This window comes from Mycobacterium sp. NGS41, from assembly GCF_059812725.1.
This window is the reverse complement of sequence record NZ_JCALDF010000019.1, coordinates 20,208-39,456: the sequence shown is the minus strand read 5'-3', so window position 1 is coordinate 39,456 and position 19,249 is coordinate 20,208. Positions and strand designations below refer to the sequence as shown.

Annotated in this window: 18 protein-coding genes; 8 read left to right on the top strand and 10 right to left on the bottom strand. The window is 65.9% G+C overall.

The features are described from left to right. Both AC5Y21_RS17335 and AC5Y21_RS17330 read left to right on the top strand, forming a co-directional pair. Nucleotides 1-1,524: a carotenoid oxygenase family protein gene (locus tag AC5Y21_RS17335; protein WP_499914023.1), complete on the top strand. Its 1,524-nt coding sequence runs from the start codon at nt 1-3 to the stop codon at nt 1,522-1,524. Continuing rightward, entirely contained in the window at nt 1,521-2,003 is a 483-nt protein-coding gene (locus AC5Y21_RS17330; RefSeq protein WP_499914021.1) for a VOC family protein, read from the top strand. The genes AC5Y21_RS17335 and AC5Y21_RS17330 overlap by 4 nt, the downstream gene beginning before the upstream one ends. A 4-nt stretch (nt 2,004-2,007) precedes the next feature. Here the strand turns inward: AC5Y21_RS17330 and AC5Y21_RS17325 are convergent, their stop codons facing one another. The 7 genes from AC5Y21_RS17325 to AC5Y21_RS17295 all read right to left on the bottom strand — a co-directional run bounded on the left by AC5Y21_RS17325 (nt 2,008) and on the right by AC5Y21_RS17295 (nt 8,692). Beyond that, nucleotides 2,008-2,439 (bottom strand): hypothetical protein, encoded by a 432-nt coding sequence (locus tag AC5Y21_RS17325; RefSeq protein ID WP_499914019.1) that lies wholly within the window; start codon nt 2,437-2,439, stop codon nt 2,008-2,010. A gap of 79 nt (nt 2,440-2,518) precedes the next feature. Beyond that, nucleotides 2,519-3,292 carry a VOC family protein gene (locus AC5Y21_RS17320; RefSeq protein WP_499914017.1) on the bottom strand — a complete coding sequence of 258 codons (774 nt, stop codon included), beginning with the start codon at nt 3,290-3,292 and terminating at the stop codon, nt 2,519-2,521. Nucleotides 3,293-3,385: 93 nt separating this feature from the next. Then, complete coding sequence (locus AC5Y21_RS17315; RefSeq protein ID WP_499914015.1) at nt 3,386-3,859, bottom strand: type II toxin-antitoxin system Rv0910 family toxin; 474 nt, start codon at nt 3,857-3,859, stop codon at nt 3,386-3,388. Between the two features lie 4 nt (nt 3,860-3,863). Further along, the gene (locus AC5Y21_RS17310) at nt 3,864-4,070 is read right to left on the bottom strand and encodes an antitoxin (RefSeq protein WP_499914013.1); all 207 of its coding nucleotides are present in this window, start codon (nt 4,068-4,070) and stop codon (nt 3,864-3,866) included. Nucleotides 4,071-4,314: 244 nt separating this feature from the next. Further along, the gene (locus AC5Y21_RS17305; RefSeq protein WP_499914113.1) at nt 4,315-6,759 is read right to left on the bottom strand and encodes a cation-translocating P-type ATPase; all 2,445 of its coding nucleotides are present in this window, start codon (nt 6,757-6,759) and stop codon (nt 4,315-4,317) included. Nucleotides 6,760-6,835: 76 nt separating this feature from the next. Next, nucleotides 6,836-7,954 (bottom strand): MBL fold metallo-hydrolase, encoded by a 1,119-nt coding sequence (locus AC5Y21_RS17300; protein WP_499914011.1) that lies wholly within the window; start codon nt 7,952-7,954, stop codon nt 6,836-6,838. Between the two features lie 6 nt (nt 7,955-7,960). Next, nucleotides 7,961-8,692 carry an enoyl-CoA hydratase gene (locus AC5Y21_RS17295; protein ID WP_499914010.1) on the bottom strand — a complete coding sequence of 244 codons (732 nt, stop codon included), beginning with the start codon at nt 8,690-8,692 and terminating at the stop codon, nt 7,961-7,963. Between the two features lie 85 nt (nt 8,693-8,777). On the opposite strand from AC5Y21_RS17295, the gene AC5Y21_RS17290 reads away from it, so the two are divergent. Together AC5Y21_RS17290 and AC5Y21_RS17285 are read left to right on the top strand one after the other, a co-directional pair. Next, complete coding sequence (locus tag AC5Y21_RS17290) at nt 8,778-10,262, top strand: carboxyl transferase domain-containing protein (protein ID WP_499914008.1); 1,485 nt, start codon at nt 8,778-8,780, stop codon at nt 10,260-10,262. Between the two features lie 97 nt (nt 10,263-10,359). After that, entirely contained in the window at nt 10,360-11,208 is an 849-nt protein-coding gene (locus AC5Y21_RS17285; protein WP_499914006.1) for an endonuclease domain-containing protein, read from the top strand. A 37-nt stretch (nt 11,209-11,245) separates the two neighbouring features. Here the strand turns inward: AC5Y21_RS17285 and AC5Y21_RS17280 are convergent, their stop codons facing one another. Then, nucleotides 11,246-11,827: a TetR/AcrR family transcriptional regulator gene (locus tag AC5Y21_RS17280; protein ID WP_499914004.1), complete on the bottom strand. Its 582-nt coding sequence runs from the start codon at nt 11,825-11,827 to the stop codon at nt 11,246-11,248. A 105-nt stretch (nt 11,828-11,932) separates the two neighbouring features. Between AC5Y21_RS17280 and AC5Y21_RS17275 the strand changes: the two genes are divergently transcribed. The 3 genes from AC5Y21_RS17275 to AC5Y21_RS17265 all read left to right on the top strand — a co-directional run bounded on the left by AC5Y21_RS17275 (nt 11,933) and on the right by AC5Y21_RS17265 (nt 15,305). After that, nucleotides 11,933-13,069, top strand: coding sequence for an FAD-dependent oxidoreductase (locus tag AC5Y21_RS17275; protein ID WP_499914002.1), 1,137 nt, complete (start codon nt 11,933-11,935; stop codon nt 13,067-13,069). Nucleotides 13,070-13,216: 147 nt separating this feature from the next. After that, entirely contained in the window at nt 13,217-13,927 is a 711-nt protein-coding gene (prrA, locus tag AC5Y21_RS17270; RefSeq protein WP_499914000.1) for a two-component system response regulator PrrA, read from the top strand. 34 nt (nt 13,928-13,961) lie between these two features. Next, entirely contained in the window at nt 13,962-15,305 is a 1,344-nt protein-coding gene (locus tag AC5Y21_RS17265; RefSeq protein WP_499913998.1) for a HAMP domain-containing sensor histidine kinase, read from the top strand. A gap of 8 nt (nt 15,306-15,313) precedes the next feature. On the opposite strand, the gene AC5Y21_RS17260 is transcribed toward AC5Y21_RS17265, so the two are convergent. Together AC5Y21_RS17260 and AC5Y21_RS17255 are read right to left on the bottom strand one after the other, a co-directional pair. Then, nucleotides 15,314-17,089, bottom strand: a complete 1,776-nt coding sequence (locus tag AC5Y21_RS17260) for a serine/threonine-protein kinase PknH/PknJ (protein WP_499913996.1) — start codon at nt 17,087-17,089, stop codon at nt 15,314-15,316. A 55-nt stretch (nt 17,090-17,144) separates the two neighbouring features. Then, complete coding sequence (locus AC5Y21_RS17255) at nt 17,145-18,884, bottom strand: serine/threonine-protein kinase PknH/PknJ (RefSeq protein ID WP_499913993.1); 1,740 nt, start codon at nt 18,882-18,884, stop codon at nt 17,145-17,147. 101 nt (nt 18,885-18,985) lie between these two features. Here AC5Y21_RS17255 and AC5Y21_RS17250 point away from each other — a divergent pair, with 101 nt between their 5' ends. Then, nucleotides 18,986-19,249, top strand: a complete 264-nt coding sequence (locus AC5Y21_RS17250) for a DUF2630 family protein (RefSeq protein WP_499913991.1) — start codon at nt 18,986-18,988, stop codon at nt 19,247-19,249.

Here is a 19,249-nt window from a genome sequence, read left to right as displayed (position 1 = left end):
ATGGATGTTGAGCTCGTCGGCAAGTATTTGTCGACACTGCCCGAAGACGACGACCACCCCTATCGCACCGGTCCGTGGCGACCGCAGACCAACGAGTGGGACGCCAACAACCTGACCGCCGTCGAAGGGGAAATCCCTCACGACCTGGACGGCATCTACCTGCGCAACACCGAAAATCCGCTACATCCGGCGTTTAAGATCTACCATCCGTTCGACGGCGACGGCATGCTACACGTCGTCGAGTTCCGCGATGGAGAAGCTTTCTACCGCAACAGGTTTATTCAAACCGAGGGTTTTCTGGCGGAGAACGAGGCGGGCGAGCCATTGTGGCCCGGACTGGCCGAACCGGTCCAATTCGCGAAACGCGAAAAGGGTTGGGGTGCACGCACGCTGATGAAGGACGCGTCGAGCACCGACGTCATCGTGCACCGCGGCATCGCACTCACCAGCTTCTACCAGTGCGGCGACCTGTACCGGATCGACCCCTACTCCGCCACCACGCTCGGCAAGGAGAGCTGGAACGGCAGCTTCCCCGCCGACTGGGGCGTGTCCGCACATCCCAAGGTGGACAACAAAACCGGCGAGCTGTTGTTCTTCAACTACAGCAAGCAAGAGCCGTACATGCGCTACGGCGTGGTGGACCAGAGCGACCAGCTGGTCAACTACGTCGACGTCCCGCTGCCCGGGCCGCGACTTCCGCACGATATGGCGTTCACCGAAAACTACGCGATCCTCAACGATTTCCCGCTGTTCTGGGATCCTGACCTGCTCGAGCACAACCTGCATCTGCCACGCTTCTATCCCGACATCCCGTCGCGCTTCGCGGTGCTCCCTCGTCGCGGCGGAACCGCCGACATCCGCTGGTTCGAGGCGGATCCGACGTTCGTGCTGCACTTCGTCAACGCCTACGAGGATGGTGACGAGATTGTGCTCGACGGCTTCTTCGAAGGTGAGCCTCAACCTCTTGAAACCGCGGCATCCGGAGGAGACAAGTGGGACAAGGTCTTTCGCTTCCTGGCGTTGGATCGTCTGCAGACCCGGTTGCACCGATGGCGGCTCAACCTGATCACCGGCGCCGTGAAAGAGGAGCAATTGTCGGAGTCCATCACCGAATTCGGCACCATGAACTCCAACTACGCAACCACTAACTATCGCTACGCGTATGCCGCTACCGGTAAGCCAGGCTGGTTCCTGTTCGACGGGTTGATGAAACACGATCTGCTCACCGGAAACCACGAGCGCTACTCATTCGGGGACGGCGTCTACGGCAGCGAGACACAAATGGCGCCCCGGTTAGGAAGCAGTGGCGAGGACGACGGCTATCTGGTCACCCTTACCACCGACATGGACGCCGACGCATCGTACTGCCTGGTCTTCGACGCCGCCCGGGTAGCCGACGGTCCGGTATGCAAATTACAACTGCCGGAACGCATTTCCAGCGGCACGCATTCGGCGTGGGTGGCCGGGGCAGAGTTGCGCCGCTGGGATACCGCTGATTCGGCGGCCGGCGCGGTGGGGCTATGAACACTCACCCGCCCCGTCGGAGAACGCACTGGCCCAGGGAGTTGGCCTCGATCGGCGCCATCCGCTTCGCTCGCCGCTCACGCAACTTCGACGAAACCGTACGGTTTTACCGTGAGCTGGTGGGCCTGCCGCTCTTCGAGACATTCGAGGCCAGCTACGGCAGCAACGGCGCGATCTTCGGCCTGCCGAGCTTCAACCTGACGATGGAAATCGTGGAGGCGGTCGACGAGGACGCGGTGGACCACCACGAGCAGCTGTGCCTGTACTTCCCGGACAAGCAGGCGCAGCAGACGGCGATCGCCCGTTTGCGGGAAGTCGGCGCCGAACCCGTCGAGCAGCACCCGTACTGGGAAGCGACCGGAGCCGTCACCTACCGCGACCCCGACGGCCGCGAAGTCGTGTTCGCGCCCTTCGTATTCGGCGTCAACGAGCCTGACACCAGTGCCGTCTCAGGCAAGCACGAGTTCCCGTCGGGCTGAGACATCATCGTCGGGCCCGACGAGACACCACTGCTGCGATGAGCGACCAAACCGAACAGGCAACTGCGCAGACCACCGCGGCGGCACCAACATAGAGGCCGTATTGGGCCGAAATCGACGGGCTGACGTTGAGTTTGTAATACACAACCGTCAACGCGGCGATGAGCAGCGAAATTATCAGCGCGGCAGTCGAAGCGAGAATCGCCGACAAGCCGCGGCCCACCATCGCGCCGGCCACCAGTAGCGTCGACGACAGCAACACGATGAGCTGGCCGGCGCCGAACCCGTGTGGCAATTGCAGGTTGTGGGCGCCCCCGATGGCACTGGCCCATCCCCCGCCGCCAGCTGACGTCGTCAGCCACGGCAACCAGGCGCTGACCGAAACGACCAAGCCGAAAAACGCCACCAGCCAGCCAGGACGGAGGCGACGAGTCATGATTTCGAGATTAGCTGACGTCTCTGACCGAGCGGACGTTAGCGCGGCCACCGGAAATGTCGGGCCGCGATCGCCGCCCTCAGGTTTGCAAAGACGACAAGTTGAACACCGCGCCCGTCGGATCGGCGGCGGTGGCGAGCCGTCCGTAGGGCGTGTCCTCAGCCGGACGCAGCACAGCACCGCCGGTGTCGCCGATCACTTGCAGGGTCTTGTCGACATCTTCGGCGCCGAAATAAATCGTCCAGTTCGACGGCACGCCTTCCGGCAGGAAACCCGCGCCATCCATCACGCCAAGCAGCTGTTGGTCACCGAACCACGCTGTGGTGTAACGGAATTCGTCTGTGTCGCCGACGTCCTCGGTCCGCCACCCGAAGACCGCGCGGTAGAAGTCCACTGCGGCCCGATAGCCACGCGTCGTCAGTTGGTGCCAGACGGGCGCGCCGGCTTCACCGACCAACTCGAAGCCGCGATGCTCCAACGGCTGCCACAACCCGAACATCGCTCCCGACGGGTCGCTCGCGACGGCCATGTAACCCTTCGCGGGTACCTCCATCACGCCCATGCATGTCGTGCCGCCCGCGGCGTTCACCGCGGAGGTGATCGCGTTGATGTCGGCGGTGTGGAAGTAGGTGCTCCAGCCGTCCGGCGCCTGAGACTCCGGGTTGTTGGCCATCAGCCCGGCGACGGGATGACCGTCCTTGGCGGCGTTGATGTAGCCGCCGTATTCCGGTCCCGCGGACTCGAACGTCCAACCGAACACCGTGCCGTAGAAGTCTTGGGCACGCTCGACGTTCGATGACATTAAATCGATCCAGCAGGGAGCGCCCAGCGGCGCGTCGTTTCGGGTGGGCACGATGATCTCCTCGTGGTGTCGGTAGGCCCCAGCCGGGGCTCAGAGATATCGACCGGTGCCGAACCGGAAAGTCATCGCGCAGGTGCCGACCAATCAGCTACCGAGGCCACGGTTTCCATTCAGACCTGGAGCGGGACCGCTGAACACCCTGACAAAATTCTGCAGCGATTCGCGGATATCGCTGCGCAGCGCCGCGGCGACGATCATGCCGATCGGCCCGAACAGCGCCGGGCCACCGAGGTGAACGTTGAAAGTCACGACGGAGCCGTCACCTTTGGGTATGACCTTGGCGAGCAGCTTGACTTTGACGCCACCCACACCGTCGCCGTTGAGCGTCATGGCCTCCGGCGGCTTGTAGTGCACGATCGTCCATTTGATCCGGTTGGGCATGCCCTTGACCTCGACGTAAGACTCGATGACCGTGCCCTTCAGTAGGACTTCGGGCAGCTCGCCACGCCAGAGCCGGTGGATGGTCAGCCACTCCTTGAACCGCGACAGATCCGAGGCATGCTTCCAGGCCTGCTCGGGCGGCAGCGGCACGTCGATGGATCCGGAGAGTTTCGCCATGCGTTCAGTTCTGCTGGTCGCCCTGGTCGCCCTGGTCGCCCGCGCCGTCCGAGCCGGCGGCCTTCTTGGCCTCCTCCTGCACCTTGTGGATGGTGTCGGAGTACTTGCCCTTGGTCTTGTCGTCCACGAACTCGCCGGCCTTGTCGATCGCCGTCCCGACCTTGTCGGCATTCTGCGACAACAGGTCCTTTGCCTTGTCCAGGAATCCCATCCTGCTTCCTTCCTCGTTTGGGGGTGATGCTAGACCAAGTCAGCCTGGCCACGACCCGGCGCAGTGTAGGACCAGGTCCGATGGCTACTGGAGTCGCAGCCGTCACAGCAGCCACGCCTGTCCCTGCGAAGCTCGGTCAGTGACTTTGCAGGCGCGATATCGTCGGTGCTATCACATTCCAGACCAGAACATGGGTCACTTTTTGGTACTCGAGTGGCATATGTGGTCTGCACCAACGCGAGATCTAAACGTGCCGCCCGCCAGCATGATCGGGCGCAGCGACGGCGAATTCGCTGCCTCCGACAGCGCTGCGGGAAGGCCGCCCCCACAACTGCGGCTTAACCCCGAGCATCCGCGCCCGAATCCACCAGATTGCTTCGATCGCCGCCGCGCCCAGCACGCCGATGCCCAACGCTTTCGACGTCACCCACAGGTTCGACGGGTCCAGCAGGAACTTCTGCTGCGCCCACGGAACACTGAAGATCACCACATAGGCCAGACCGGAGACGATGACCAGCGCCAGTCGCCACCACTGGTAGGGGCGCGCAACCACCGCGAGCACCCAGAGAGCGGTCACCAACAACGTGATCAGCGCTCCGGTCGACGCTTGGTCCTGTTGCACCCACGGTGCGTGGCGGCCCTTGTACGCGGCCAGGTAGGAGACGAAAGTCGCGACCCCGACGACAAGTCCGGACGGCAGCGCCGAGCTCAACACCCGACGGACGAAGCCCGGATTGGCGCGCTCGTTGTTGGGGGCCAGCGACAGGATGAACGACGGGATACCAATCGTGAACCAGGCCGCGATGGTGACATGGATCGGTTGAAAGGGATACAGCAGCGGGTCGGCGTGCAGCGCTTTGGAAAACAGGCACTCGATACCCACCAACAGGGCCAGCAGCGCTGAGTACACGGTCTTGGTCAAAAACAGGTTCGCGACCCGTTCGATGTTGCCGATTACCCGCCGGCCCTCTCCGACCACGTAGGGCAGCGTGGCAAACCTGTTGTCCAGCAGCACGATCTGCGCAACTGCACGCGAGGCCGGGCTACCAGCGCCCATCGCGACACCGATATCGGCGTCCTTGAGGGCCAGTACGTCGTTGACGCCATCGCCGGTCATCGCCACGGTGTGTCCGCGCGATTGCAATGCATGCACCATGGCGCGTTTCTGATCTGGCCGCACCCTGCCGAAGGTGGTGTGTGACTCCACCGCATCAGCCAGTTCGGCCGGCTCCGTGGACAGTTGACGCGCGTCCATAGTCTGTCCGCGCAGCCCGAGTTCGCCGGCCACCGCGCCGACCGAAACGGCGTTGTCGCCGGATATCACCTTCACCGAGACATCCTGGGCGGCAAAGTATTCCATCGTCTCACGGGCGTCGGGCCGCACCTTCTGCTCGAGAACCACCAGTGCGGCCGGAGTGACTTGGCCCGGCGCGTCTGGATGGTCCACGGCCACGTCTGCGCTACCCAGCAACAGGACCCGTAAGCCCCGCCCGCCGATCCGCTCGGCCCGTTCGGCGGCCGTCGAAGCCGGATCGAGCAGCACGTCGGGTGCGCCGATCACCCAATTGCCATGGTCGCGGTAAGACACGCCGCTCCACTTGGTGGCCGACTTGAAAGGTGCGGTGGCGGTGGCGGTCCAGCCCGGCGGCTGGCCGTAGGTTTCGGCGATCGCCTGCATGCTCGCGTTAGGCCGAGCATCGGCGGCGGCCAGCGAGGCAAGCACGTCAGCGACCGTTGCACGTTGTGCGGCAAGCTCTTCGACGTCTGAGACCCGCATACCGTTTTCGGTCAGGGTGCCGGTCTTGTCGGCGCAGACCACGTCGACTCGGGCCAACCCCTCGATCGCGGGCAATTCCTGTACCAGGCATCGGCGCCGGCCCAGCCGCACGACGCCGACCGCGAATGCGATCGACGTCATCAGCACCAGACCTTCGGGCACCATCGGCACCAAAGCACCCACGGTCCGCAGCACCGACTCCCGCCACCCCGCGGGCGTGGTGAACAACTGGGTGTAAATCGTCAGCAGGCCGGCCGGCACCAGCAGGTAGGTGACGAATTGCAGAATGCGGTTAATGCCATTGCGCAGTTCGGATTTCACCAGGGTGAACTTGCTTGCCTCCTCGGCCAGCTTCGCGGCATATGCGTGCTGACCCACCTTGGTGGCGCGATAGGCGCCGGTGCCGGAGACGACGAAGCTGCCCGACATCACCGCGTCTCCGGCGTCCTTGGCGATCGGATCGGCCTCACCGGTCAGCAGCGACTCGTCGACCTCGAGGTTGTCCTCCTCGAGGATCTGTCCGTCGACCACGATTTGATCGCCGGGGCCGAGTTCGATGACGTCGTCGAGCACCACCTCGCTGGGCGACAGTGGCTGCGTCCCGGATTGCCTGCGCACCAACGGTTTTGCCTGCCCGACGATCGCCAGCTTGTCCAGCGTCTGCTTGGCTCGGATCTCCTGGACCATGCCGATGACGCTGTTGGCGACGATGAGCAGGCCGAACAGCCCGTTGATCACCGAGCCCGTCGCCAGCACGATGATCAGCAGCACGCTCAGGATCGCGTTGATCCGGGTGAACACGTTGGCCCGCACGATCTCCCGGACACTGCGGGCGGCGCGCTCCGGAACATCGTTGCTATGGCCGTCGGCTACCCGCTGGGCCACCTCAACATCGGTCAGACCGGCGATCATCGGGCCCGCGAGCAGACGCAAAAGCTCCCGAACGCACGGCGAGTCGGGAGCTTTTGCGTCTGCTCGCCGTGGTTAATCAGAACCGCCACCAGGGGTTGAACCGCACCGGCCCGGCCGGATCGATCCGCTGACCGGGCGTGGGCACCGCCACCTGGACACCGGACGGCTCTGCGGCCTTCAGCAACCGCTCCACCGGCTCGGCCCATGGATGCGGCGCCAGCCGGAAGGTGCCCCAGTGAATCGGCACCAGCAGTCCAGAGCCCGAGTCGGTGACATCCAGATGCGCCCGGACCGTCTCCTCGGGATTCATGTGGATGTCCGGCCACGCCGTGTTGTAGGCGCCGACCGGTAGCAGCGTCAGATCGAACGGTCCGTGGTCGGCGCCGATGTCCGCGAAACTCTTGGTGTAGCCGGTGTCGCCGCCGAAATATGCGCGGTGGTTCGGGCCGACGAACGCCCATGACGCCCATAGCGTGTTGTTGCGGCTGAGGGTCCGCCCGGAGAAGTGCCGTGCCGGCATGCAAACGACGGTGAGCTCGTCGACCTGAGCGCTCTGATTCCAGTCCAGTTCGACGATGCGATCATCGGGGATACCCCAGGTACGCAGATGGGCACCGACTCCGAGCGGCACGAAAAACGGGGCGCGCTGCATACGGGCCAAAGCGATGACCGTGTCGAGATCCAGATGGTCGTAGTGGTCATGGCTGATGACCACCGCGTCTACCGCCGGCAGCCCTTCCAATTGCACCGGCGGCGGATGCAGCCGCCGTGGGCCGACAATGTCCGACGGCGAGCATCGGTCACTCCACACCGGATCGGTGAGCACCCGGTAACCGTCGATTTCCACCAGCGACGTGGAATGACCGAACCAGCTGACGGCAAGCTCGCTGGCATCACCGCGATAGATCTGCGGCGAGGCCAACGGAATCGGCGCGGTAGGCCGGCTGGCGCTGCGCGGCCCCAGCATCTCCCAGGCGATTTGCCGCAATTGCTCGCGGTCCATGACGAACCCCGTCGGGGGATCGAGGTTGACGAAGACACCGTCGCTGTAGTTCGGCGATCTCTCGCACACCGCGCGGATCGACGCGGGATCCGCGCCCCTTTCGGCCTGCATGCCGTGCAGCGCACGCAGTACCCAGCCCCCGGTGGCCAGTGAGACCGTGCCGGTGACCTTCCGCAGCGCGGAACCCACCATGTCTGCCTATGCCCCTTGGAACTTCGGCGGTCGCTTCTCCACGCGAGCGATCTGCGCTTCGATGACGTCCTGGCTACCCCAGGCCTTGTCGAAGAGCTCCTTGTGCTCCGGCCACGCCTCCTCGATCGACCCGTCGTCGTTGAGCACCCGCTTGGCGTGCTGTAACGCCAGCGGCGCCAGGCCGGCGACCTCGGCGGCCCAGGCCTGCGCGTCTGCCAGCGTCCCGAGCCGGTTGGCCATTCCGGTGTGCAGCGCGACGTCGGCGGTCAGCTTCTCGGCGGTCAGCAGCATCGCCCGCGCCCGTCCGTGTCCGACCAACGACGACAGTCGCCGGATGCTCCAGTTATCCAGGGCCAGGCCGTATTTCGAAGTCGGAAATTGGAAGAACGCCTCCGGCGCGACGACCCGCAAATCGCACTGCATGGCCAGCTGCAGGCCCGCGCCGATGGCCGGACCGTTGATGGCGCCGATGACCGGCAGCGGAGTCGCGTCCATGACCTTGTGCAGTTCGATGAGCCGGTCGGGATAGTCAGCGGCGAACGCGTCGCCACTCAGGTCCGCCCCGGCGCAGAACACCGTGCCCTGCCCGGTCAGCACGATGACGCGGGTCTGGCCGTCGCCGGCTTTCAATATGGCCTCGCGCAGTTCTTCGACGAGCTGGGAATTCAGCGCGTTGCGGCGCTCTGGGCGCTGCAGCTCAATCGTCATAACCGCTTCGGCTTGGGTGATACCGATCATGGCCGCAAGGATATATAAAGCGTGACGATCGGCTCGGCCGAGTGTTGATCGCAGCCATTCATTCGACGCCCTTTAGCCTCGTCGCGTGAGCCATATCACTACCGGCCAGGTGCTGGACGCGGTGCTGGACCGCGGCTCCTTCGTCAGCTGGGACAGCGAGCCGCCGGCGCTGCCCATATCGGAGTCCTATGCCCGCGAGCTCGCCGACGCCCGAGCCGCCACCGGCCTGGACGAAGCGGTGCAGACCGGTGAGGGCCTTGTTTTTGGTCGCCGGGTGGCGGTGGTGGTCTGCGAGTTCGGCTTCCTCGGCGGCTCGATCGGGGTGGCGGCCGCCGAGCGCATCACCGCCGCTGTGCAACGGGCCACGGCCGAGGGTTTGCCGCTGCTGGCCTCGCCCAGCTCCGGCGGCACCCGCATGCAGGAGGGCACCGTCGCGTTCCTGCAGATGGTCAAAATCGCCGCGGCCGTCCGACTCCACAAACAGGCACACCTGCCCTACCTCGTTTACTTACGCAACCCGACCACCGGGGGGGTGTTCGCGTCGTGGGGCTCGCTGGGCCACGTCACCGTCGCCGAACCGGGCGCGTTGATCGGATTCCTCGGTCCGCGGGTCTACCAGCTGCTCTATGGCGAGCCGTTCCCGCCCGGCGTCCAGACCGCGGAGAACCTGCAGCGGCACGGCGTGATCGACGCCGTGGTGGCGGTCGACGAGCTGCGCGAGATGCTGGACCGTGCGCTGACGGTGACCGCCGATCCGCCCTTGACGGCGCCGATCACGCGGGCCTCCGGACCGGTGCCCGACGTACCGGCCTGGGACTCGGTGGTGGCGTCGCGGCGGCCGGACCGCCCGGATGTCGGGCATCTGTTGCAGCACGGCGCCACCGACCGGGTGCTGCTGTCCGGCACGGGTCAGGGCGAGGCGGCGACCACTCTGCTGGCGCTCGCCCGGTTCTCCGGCCAGCCCGCGGTGGTGCTGGGCCAGCAGAGGTTGGTGGGCGGCGGGGCAAGCACCGTCGGCCCCGCTTCGCTGCGCGAGGCCCGCCGCGGGATGGCGCTGGCCGCCGAGTTGCGCCTGCCGCTGGTGCTGGTGATCGACACCGCCGGCCCGGCGTTGTCGGCGGAGGCCGAGCAGGGTGGGCTGGCCGGCCAGATCGCCCAGTGCCTGGCCGAGCTGGTCACGCTGGACACCCCGACGGTGTCGGTCCTGCTGGGACAGGGCAGCGGCGGCCCTGCCCTGGCGATGGTGCCGGCCGACCGGGTGCTGGCCGCGCTGCATGGCTGGCTGGCGCCGTTGCCGCCCGAGGGCGCCAGTGCGATCGTCTTCCGTGACACCGACCATGCCGCCGAACTGGCTGCGGCCCAAGGCATTCGGTCTGCCGACCTGCTGAAGTCCGGCATTGTCGATGCCATTGTTCCGGAGTATCCCGACGCCGCCGACGAGCCGGTCGAGTTCTGCCAGCGACTGTCGAGCGCCATCGCCGCCGAAGTCCACGCATTGCGCGCGACACCTGACGCCGAGCGCCTCACCGCCCGCCTGCAGCGCTATCGCCGCATCGGTTTGCCCCGCTAGGCCACGACATTTAATTCACGCACACGACACGCCGCGAAGGCCCGCAGTGGCTTAAGTTTCGGCGGAACCTGTTAGTCGGCCATGACGTCCTACGACCATGACGAATCCGTTCCTCGGCAGCGAAGCGTTGCGGCAACGAAAGCTAACCCCCCACCAATTACGTACCGAGTTTCGCACCATATATCCCGACGTTTACCTGCCAGTCGGTGCACCAGTGACGCTGCGAACAAGCTCGGAAGCTGCGTGGCTGTGGTCGCGCCGACGGGGTGTCCTGGCCGGACTGGCCGCAGCGGCGCTGCACGGCTCGAAATGGATCGACGACGACGAGCCCATCGAGTTGATCTGGCGCAACCCGCATGCGCCACCGGGCGTGATCACCCGCAATCAGCGAGTCGAGAATGACGAGTTCACCCGTGTCTCGGGCCTTCCGGTGACCACATCTCCGCGAACGGCGTTCGACTTGGCGAGGCTACTACCCCCCGGCGAGGCTGTGGCGCGGCTCGATGCACTGACGCGGGCCACGCCGTTCTCCGTCGAGGATGTGCTGTTACTCGCCAAACGCCACCCGGGCGCGCGCGGACTGCGCCAACTGAGGGCGGTGCTTCCGCGAGTCGACCGGGGGGCGGAGTCTCCGAAAGAGACCTGGCTACGGCTGCTGCTGATCGACGCCGGATTGCCGATTCCGGAAACGCAGATCCCCGTCGTGGCCAATTGGCGGACGGTAGGGGTGCTCGACATGGGTTGGGAGGAGTTCAAGGTGGCGGCCGAGTATGACGGTGACGTGCATCGGACCAGCAGGCGCCGATACGTCCAAGACATGCGCCGGCTCAGAAAACTGCAAGAACTCGGATGGATCGTCATTCGGGTGATCGCTGAAGATCGGCCCGACGACGTCGTGCGTCAGGTCCGCGAGGCGCTTCGGCGTCGGGGCTGCCGCGACATTTAATTCACGCACACGACACGCCGGGAAGGCCCGCAGTGGCTTAAGTTTCGGCGACGCCCTCACCGCCCAGCCCGAGATACCGCTGGATCGTCGGGCCCAGCCGCTCCACCACCTCGTCGCGACTCATCTCGGCGATGGGCGGCAACCGCAGCACAAACCGGCACAGCGCCAATCCCAGGATCTGGGTGGCTATCAGCCCGGCCCGCGCCGAAACCTCTAGCGCTTCAGCAGCCGACACCAACGACGCGACCAGCGGCTGCAGCTGGCTGCCGAAAATCTCCCGCATCCGTTGCGCGGCTTCGGCATTCGTGGCACTGGACCGCAGCAGGATCACCAGCGCGTCGTCGCTCTCCCAGCGCTGCAGAAAGTGCCGGACCAGCAACCATCCCAGCCGTTCACGGTCGGACTCAGCGAATTCGGGAAACTGCAGATCGAAGTCGGCCGCGGCCGCGGCCGCGAACAACTTGTCCTTGTTGCCGTAATAGCGCATCACCATCGCCGGATCGACTCCGGCGTCAGCGGCGATCCCCCGAATCGTGGCGGCCTGGAAACCAGCGCTGCCGAACCGCTCCCGGGCCGCCGCCAGGATCACAGCCTTGGTCTCAGCCGACGATCTTCGCATGTCAACAATTGTAGGCCAACAAGTGTTGACATACCCCTCGCAAAGCGCGCACCATAAAACTATGCCAACAAGCGTTGACTAACGGACGCAGCAAAGGAGCCCCCGATGTACGACACGGATGTCCTGGTTGTAGGCGCCGGCCCCACTGGCCTCACGCTGGCGGCGTCCCTGCTCACACAGGGCGTCGACGTCGTAGTGGTCGACAAGTCGCCCCAAGGCGCAAACACCTCACGCGCGGCCGCGGTCAATGCCCGCACCCTTGAGGTTCTCGAAGGCCTCGACGTGTCCCGCCGCTTGGTCAAGGCCGGTCTCATCGCGCCACGCTTCACCATGCGCGAGGGCTCGAAACTCCTGATCTCGGTCGACTTCAGCAACCTGCCGACGCAGTATCCCTACACGCTGATGATCTCCCAGGCCGATACCGAGCGACTGCTGGAAGAGCGCCTCAATGAACTGGGCACCGCGGTGGTCCGGCCCAAGTCGCTGACCCGCGTAAACCAGGACGTCAGCGGCGTCACCGCCAGCTTCGACGACGGCGAAACCATCAGAGCGCGCTACGTTGTCGGCGCCGACGGCATGCACAGCATCGTGCGCGAGCAGGCCGGCATTGGCTTCACCGGCGGCGAGTTCGCCGAGTCCTTCGCACTGGCCGACGTCCGCGTCACCGGCGACGCGCCCCGCGACGAGGTGATTCTGTTCTACGGCAGGGACGGCCTCAACGTGCTGGCCCCGCTGCCCGACGACATCTTCCGCATTGTCGCCCCCGCCGCCGATGTGCCGCCGGTGCCGTCGGCGGAGTTCGTGCAGCAACTGCTGGACAGCCGCGGCTTCGGGCCGGGCCGCACAGTGGTCACCGAGCTGCTGTGGGGATCGCGGTTCCGGATCCACCACCGCGTCGCAGACAGCTACCGGGCCGGACGCCTGTTGCTGGCCGGCGACGCCGCCCACGTGCACAGCCCCGCCGGCGGCCAGGGCATGAACCTGGGAATCACCGACGCGACCGCTCTGGCCACGGCACTCACCCAGGCACTGCGCGGCGGCCCGGACACCTTGGACGCCTACAGCGCGTCCCAGCGCCAAAAGGCCCGGCAAGTGTTGAGCTTGACCGGACGGCTGACCCGGGTCGCAACGCTGCCGCGTGCCTTGCGTCCGATCCGCAATTCGGCCATGCGCGTGGCCGCGCACATTCCGGCCGCGCGACGGCAATTGGCCTGGCGGTTGAGTGGTTTGGTGTACCGGTAACGCAGGCCACTTCCTCGGCGAGCAGACGCACAATCGCATCCAGAGAGCGAATTTTGTGCGATTCTGCGTCTGCTGGCCGCTGCTACCTGCGACCGCCATGCGACCCGGCGGGTGTCCTCCCACCCCCGTAGGCAACCATCAGGCAAAATGGGCGCCATGGACACTGGTGTCACCTCGCCGCGGGTCTTGGTCGTCGACGACGACTCCGACGTGCTGGCTTCGTTGGAACGCGGCCTGCGGCTATCCGGATTCGAAGTGTCCACAGCGGTCGACGGCGCCGAGGCCTTGCGCAGCGCCACCGAGACCCGGCCGGACGCGATAGTGCTGGACATCAACATGCCCGTCCTCGACGGCGTCAGCGTGGTCACCGCGCTGAGAGCCATGGACAACGACGTGCCCGTCTGCGTGCTCAGCGCGCGCAGTTCGGTCGACGACCGCGTGGCCGGCCTGGAGGCTGGCGCCGACGATTACCTGGTCAAACCGTTCGTACTGGCCGAGCTGGTCGCGCGGGTGAAGGCGTTGCTGCGCCGCCGCGGCGCCACCGCGACGTCCTCCTCGGAAACCATCACGGTGGGCCCGCTGGAGGTGGACATCCCCGGCCGGCGCGCCCGCGTCAACGGCGTGGACGTCGACCTGACCAAGCGGGAGTTCGATCTGCTGGCGGTGCTGGCCGAACACAAGACCGCGGTGCTGTCCCGGGCTCAACTGTTGGAGCTGGTGTGGGGCTATGACTTCGCCGCCGACACCAACGTCGTCGATGTCTTCATCGGCTACCTGCGCCGTAAACTCGAGGCCAACGGCGGCCCCAGGCTGCTGCACACGGTCCGCGGAGTCGGATTCGTGCTGCGCATGCAATAAAGACCGAACCATTAAGAATCAGTTAGAGCCAGTTATGAGCCTCCTGTCGCGCATCTTTGCCCGTACGCCTTCGCTGCGTACCCGGGTCGTGGTCGCGACGGCGATCGGCGCAGCAATCCCGGTACTCATCGTCGGAGTTGTGGTCTGGGTCGGCATCACCAACGACCGCAAGGAACGCCTGGACCGCCGTCTGGATGAGGCCGCAGGTTTCGCGATCCCCTTCCTGCCGCGCGGTCTTGACGCGATCCCGCGTTCGCCCAACGACCAGGACGCCATCATCACCGTCCGTCGCGGCGACACGGTCAAGTCAAGTTCCGACGACGTCACGCTGCCCGAGCTCAAAGCCGACTACGCCGACACCTATATCCGCGGGGTTCGTTACCGGGTGCGGACGGTCGAGATCCCCGGACCCGAACCGACGTCGGTCGCCGTCGGCGCAACCTACGACGCCACCATCGCCGAGACGAACAACCTGCACCGCCGGGTGCTGTTGATCTGTGGCTTCGCCATCGGCGCGGCGGCGGTATTCGCGTGGCTATTGGCCATCTTCGCGGTGCGCCCGTTCAAACAGCTGGCTCAGCAGACCCGAAATATCGACGCGGGCGACGAGGCGCCGCAGGTCGAAGTGCACGGTGCCAGCGAGGCCGTCGAGATCGCCGAGGCGATGCGGGGCATGTTGCAGCGCATCTGGGACGAGCAGAACCGGACCAAGGAGGCACTCGCCTCGGCCCGCGACTTCGCCGCGGTGTCCTCCCACGAGCTGCGCACTCCGCTGACCGCGATGCGTACCAACCTCGAGGTGCTGGCCACCCTGGACCTGCCCGACGACCAGCGCAAAGAAGTGCTCAACGACGTCATCCGGACCCAATCGCGGATCGAGGCCACGCTGAGCGCGCTGGAGCGGTTGGCCCAGGGCGAACTGTCCACGTCCGACGACCATGTGCCGGTCGACATCACCGACCTGCTGGACCGCGCCGCCCACGACGCGACCCGGATCTATCCGGACCTCGACGTCTCACTGGTGCCGTCGCCCACCTGCATCATCGTGGGGTTGCCGGCCGGGTTGCGGCTGGCCGTCGACAACGCCATCGCCAACGCCGTCAAACACGGCGGCGCCACCGAGGTCCAGCTGTCCGCGGTCAGCTCGCGGGCAGGGGTGGAGATCGCCATCGACGACAACGGCAGCGGAGTGCCCGAAGAGGAACGACAGGTGGTGTTCGAGCGGTTCTCCCGCGGGTCGACGGCTTCCCATTCCGGGTCGGGACTCGGCCTGGCGTTGGTGGCCCAACAGGCCCACCTGCACGCCGGCACGGCGTCGCTGGAGAACAGCCCGCTGGGTGGCGCACGCCTAGTGCTGCGTCTGCCCGGCCCCAGCTGACCCCGGCGTCATTGCGGGAACTTCGCGACGATCGCGTTCAGGACATCGACGCCCTGATTGCTCGCATCGGCCCGGCAGGCGCTGACGTCGACGATGACGTTGTCGCGGACGGTCATGGCCCGCTGACACCTCCAGCCGTTGATGTCTTCCTTGATCTGCGTCATCGACACGACGCCGTCGACGTTGCTCAGCGGGCCGAAAGTGGTGCGCTGCAGCGGTTTACCGGGCAACGCCGCCGTCATTGTTCGGCCCGAGCAGGACGACCACAGCGATATCTGATCCGACAGCACTTTCCGGGCCACATCCGCGCTCTGGAAGCTGAGCACCGCTTGGGAAACCATGTACAGGGGCTGCTCGTTGCCGTCGCTGAGATCTTGTCTGCGCGCCGCACTCCATCCGCTCTTGGCGTAGGCACGATGCTGAGCCGGCAATAGAGCTCCGACACAGTCCGCATCCTTTCCGAACACGGACTCGGCTGCCGAATCGTCGGCCACCTGGGCCAGATTTTGCGTGACCACCATTTTGGGCGCGCCGACGATGTCGGCGGCCTGCTGGGAGGTCAGCAGCAGGCCGGACAACTCCGATGCACCCACCTGCGTTGTCTTGGATGTCGGTGCCGACGATGTCACTGCCGACCCGGGGGTGGCGCGATCCTGCGACCGCACCAGAACCGTCGCCACGACCGCCAGCACGGTCACGACCACCAAAGCCGCCACCGCTGCGATCCAGCGGCCACGACGCCGTCGGGGCGGCGGGAAGTGCCCGGGAAAGTGCCCAGGCGGGTACGGCCCCGGCGGAAACGGTCCGGGCACCGGCCCCGATGGCCGATAGGCGACCGGACCACCGTGCTGCTGCCAGCCCTGCGTTCCATCCACCGTCGGCGGCGGCGCATAGGGGGCCACAGCCGCAACGGGAACCGGCCGCAACGCCACCGTGGTGTGCTCATCGCCCAACGCCTCGGCGGCCGCGGCCGCGAACTCACGCGACGAATCGAACCGCTCCGCCGGATCCTTGGCCATCGCCTTGGCGATCACCGCATCCATGCGCGTGGACAAACCCGGTACCCGATCACTGACCCGAGGCGGTGGCGCCGTCAAATGCGCAGCTATCACCGCCGCCATCCCGTTGGACGAGGCGTAGGGCGGCTCACCAGTCAACAACCGAAACAGCGTGCACCCCAACGAATACAAATCCGCGCGACCGTCAAACGGGAGTCCGGACAACACCTCCGGCGCCGCGTAGCTGACCGTGGCCATAAACGATCCCGTCGCGGTCAACTTCGAGTCGTCGAGCGCACGCGCAATCCCGAAGTCCCCCAACAACACCCGCTCTTCGGGCCCCACCGCTCCCGACAACAGAAAATTGCCGGGCTTGACGTCGCGATGCACCACGTTGCGCTCATGCGCGTAATCCAGCGCCTTGGCCACCTCGGTCACCACATGCACCGCACGTACCGGAGTCATCGCCCCATCGCTCAACGCGTCGTCGGCATCGGTGCCGTCGACGAACTGCATCGCGATCCACAGCTGACCCATGAATTCGCCGCGCCGATAAATCGACACCACATTCGGGTGATCCAGCCCCGCGGCCACGTCGGCCTCACGGACAAACCGGGTGCGAAAATCCGGATCACGCGAAAGTTCCGCGGACAGCACCTTGATCGCCTCAAACCGCGGCAAATCGGGATTACGCGCCAGATACACCGTGCCCATACCACCGGCACCGAGCAGCCGCTCAATCCGATAACCGGCAAACAGCGACCCCGCACTCAACCCAGCAGTCACCCGCTCACACCCTCACCACAACCACCCGCCGACCGTACCTGCCAGCCGACCAGACCTACTTCGGGATCTTGCCCGCAATCGCATTCAGCACATCCACGCCCTGATTACCGACATCGGGACGACACACCGCGATGTCGACGACGACATTGCCGCGAGCACCCAGAGCACGCTGACATCCGACATTGTTGGTGCTGAAATCTTCGCTGGTTTGCGTCATGGACAGTATTCCGTCGGTGTTGGTCAGCGGGCCGAAAGTGAAGTGCGCGTCTGGCTTGTCGTTCATTTGGTGCACCGTCACCGTGCGACCCGAGCAGGCAGCCCACTGCGGTTCCTGCTGCGCGACGACCTTCCGGGCAGCGTCCGCCGACGGGTACGAAATCACTGTCTGGGTGAAGGCCATCCCACCGGTGCTGGCTTTCAAACCCTGTTCCTGCGCCCCGCGCCATCCGGTGTCGGCGTAAACAACCCGCTGGGCCGGCAGTAAGGCGCCGAGACAGTCTTTGTCAACGATCGTCCATGACGCGTCGTCGTGTATCGCGTTAAGAGATTGTGTGACAGTCATATCGGGGGCACCCAGGAGGTCGGCGGCCTGCTCTGGGGTAAGCAGCAGGCCAAGCAATGCCGAGGGTGCCACGGTTGGCGTTGTCGTGGTGGCCGTGGATTTGGGCGCCGTCGACTCCGCCGCGGAGTTGGTCCGATGCTGCGAGCGGGCCAGGACCGTCACCCCGACGGCCGCCGCGGCCAAGATCACCACGGCCGTCAGCGCAGCGATCCAGCGCCCGCGACGGCGTCGTCGCGGCGGCGGGAAGGGACCCGGCACCGATCCCGGCGGTGGATAGGTGACGGGAACACCGTGCTGCTGCCAAGGCTGCGGCCCGTTCGTCACTGTCGGCTGCGGCACATACGGCGCGACGGCTGTACGCGGCACCGGCCGCAACGTCACCGTCGTATGCTCAGCCGCCAATGCCTGAGCAGCCGCGGCAGCGAACATTCGCGCCGAAGCAAACCGCGCCGCGGGATCCTTGGCCATCGCCTTGGCGATCACCTCATCCATGCGCATCGACAACTCCGGCACCCGATCGCTCACCCGCGGCGGCGGGGCCTGTAGGTGCGCAGCCATCACCGCGGCCATCCCGTTGGTCGAGGCAAAGGGCGGCTCACCGCTCAGCAACCGAAAAAGCGTGCACCCCAACGAATACAAATCCGCCCGACCGTCAAAGGGCTCACCGGCCAACACCTCCGGTGCGGCGTAACTGATCGTGGCCATAAACGACCCCGTCGCGGTCAACTTCGCATCATCCAGCGCACGCGCAATCCCGAAGTCCCCCAACAACACCCGCTCGTCAGGGCCCACCGGACCCGACAACAAGAAGTTGCCCGGCTTGACATCACGGTGTACGACATTGCGCTCATGCGCGTAATCCAGCGCCTTGGCCACCTCGGTCACCACATGCACCGCCCGTACCGGAGTCATCGCGCCATCGCTCAACGCGTCGTCGGCGTCGGTGCCATCGACGAACTGCATCGCGATCCACAGCTGGCCGTCAAAGTCGCCGCGCCCGTAGATCTTCACCACGTTGGGGTGATCCAGCCCGGCGGCTATGTCGGCCTCGCGCACAAACCTCGCCCGAAAGTCCGGATCACGCGACAGCTCCGCCGACAGCACCTTGATCGCCTCAAACCGCGGCAAATCAGGATTGCGCGCCAGGTACACCGTGCCCATACCGCCGGCGCCGAGGACCCGCTCCACCCGATACCCGGCGAACACCGACCCCGCACTCAGCCCAGCAGTCACCCGCTCACCCCCACCACAACCACCCGCCGACCGTACACAATCCGCGATGTCCACCGACGACGCCGCCGCAAGAACCGAAGCCCGTGCGGCACACTGGAGCGATGGCTAACGGGAGGAAACCGACCGACCGCGAGACCCTGTCACACATCCGCGAACTGGTCGCCGAAGAGAAAGCGCTGCGGGCGCAACTACAGCACGGCGACATCAGCACATCCGAAGAGCACGACCGCCTGCGCCGGCTGGAAATCGAACTGGATCAGTGCTGGGACCTGCTGCGACAGCGTCGGGCGCTGCGCGACACCGGTGGCGACCCGCGCGAGGCGAGCGTGCGCCCGGCCGACCAGGTCGAGGGCTATACCGGCTAG

Excerpts from the sequence above, each read along its gene's own strand:
- AC5Y21_RS17335 (WP_499914023.1), top strand. The coding sequence starts at position 1 with ATGGATGTTGAGCTCGTCGGCAAGTATTTGTCGACACTGCCCGAAGAC.
- AC5Y21_RS17330 (WP_499914021.1), top strand. The coding sequence starts at position 1,521 with ATGAACACTCACCCGCCCCGTCGGAGAACGCACTGGCCCAGGGAGTTG.
- AC5Y21_RS17325 (WP_499914019.1), bottom strand. The coding sequence starts at position 2,439 with ATGACTCGTCGCCTCCGTCCTGGCTGGCTGGTGGCGTTTTTCGGCTTG.
- AC5Y21_RS17315 (WP_499914015.1), bottom strand. The coding sequence starts at position 3,859 with ATGGCGAAACTCTCCGGATCCATCGACGTGCCGCTGCCGCCCGAGCAG.
- AC5Y21_RS17310 (WP_499914013.1), bottom strand. The coding sequence starts at position 4,070 with ATGGGATTCCTGGACAAGGCAAAGGACCTGTTGTCGCAGAATGCCGAC.
- AC5Y21_RS17305 (WP_499914113.1), bottom strand. The coding sequence starts at position 6,759 with ATGATCGCCGGTCTGACCGATGTTGAGGTGGCCCAGCGGGTAGCCGAC.
- AC5Y21_RS17300 (WP_499914011.1), bottom strand. The coding sequence starts at position 7,954 with ATGGTGGGTTCCGCGCTGCGGAAGGTCACCGGCACGGTCTCACTGGCC.
- AC5Y21_RS17295 (WP_499914010.1), bottom strand. The coding sequence starts at position 8,692 with ATGATCGGTATCACCCAAGCCGAAGCGGTTATGACGATTGAGCTGCAG.
- AC5Y21_RS17285 (WP_499914006.1), top strand. The coding sequence starts at position 10,360 with ATGACGAATCCGTTCCTCGGCAGCGAAGCGTTGCGGCAACGAAAGCTA.
- AC5Y21_RS17280 (WP_499914004.1), bottom strand. The coding sequence starts at position 11,827 with ATGCGAAGATCGTCGGCTGAGACCAAGGCTGTGATCCTGGCGGCGGCC.
- AC5Y21_RS17275 (WP_499914002.1), top strand. The coding sequence starts at position 11,933 with ATGTACGACACGGATGTCCTGGTTGTAGGCGCCGGCCCCACTGGCCTC.
- prrA (WP_499914000.1), top strand. The coding sequence starts at position 13,217 with ATGGGCGCCATGGACACTGGTGTCACCTCGCCGCGGGTCTTGGTCGTC.
- AC5Y21_RS17265 (WP_499913998.1), top strand. The coding sequence starts at position 13,962 with ATGAGCCTCCTGTCGCGCATCTTTGCCCGTACGCCTTCGCTGCGTACC.
- AC5Y21_RS17250 (WP_499913991.1), top strand. The coding sequence starts at position 18,986 with ATGGCTAACGGGAGGAAACCGACCGACCGCGAGACCCTGTCACACATC.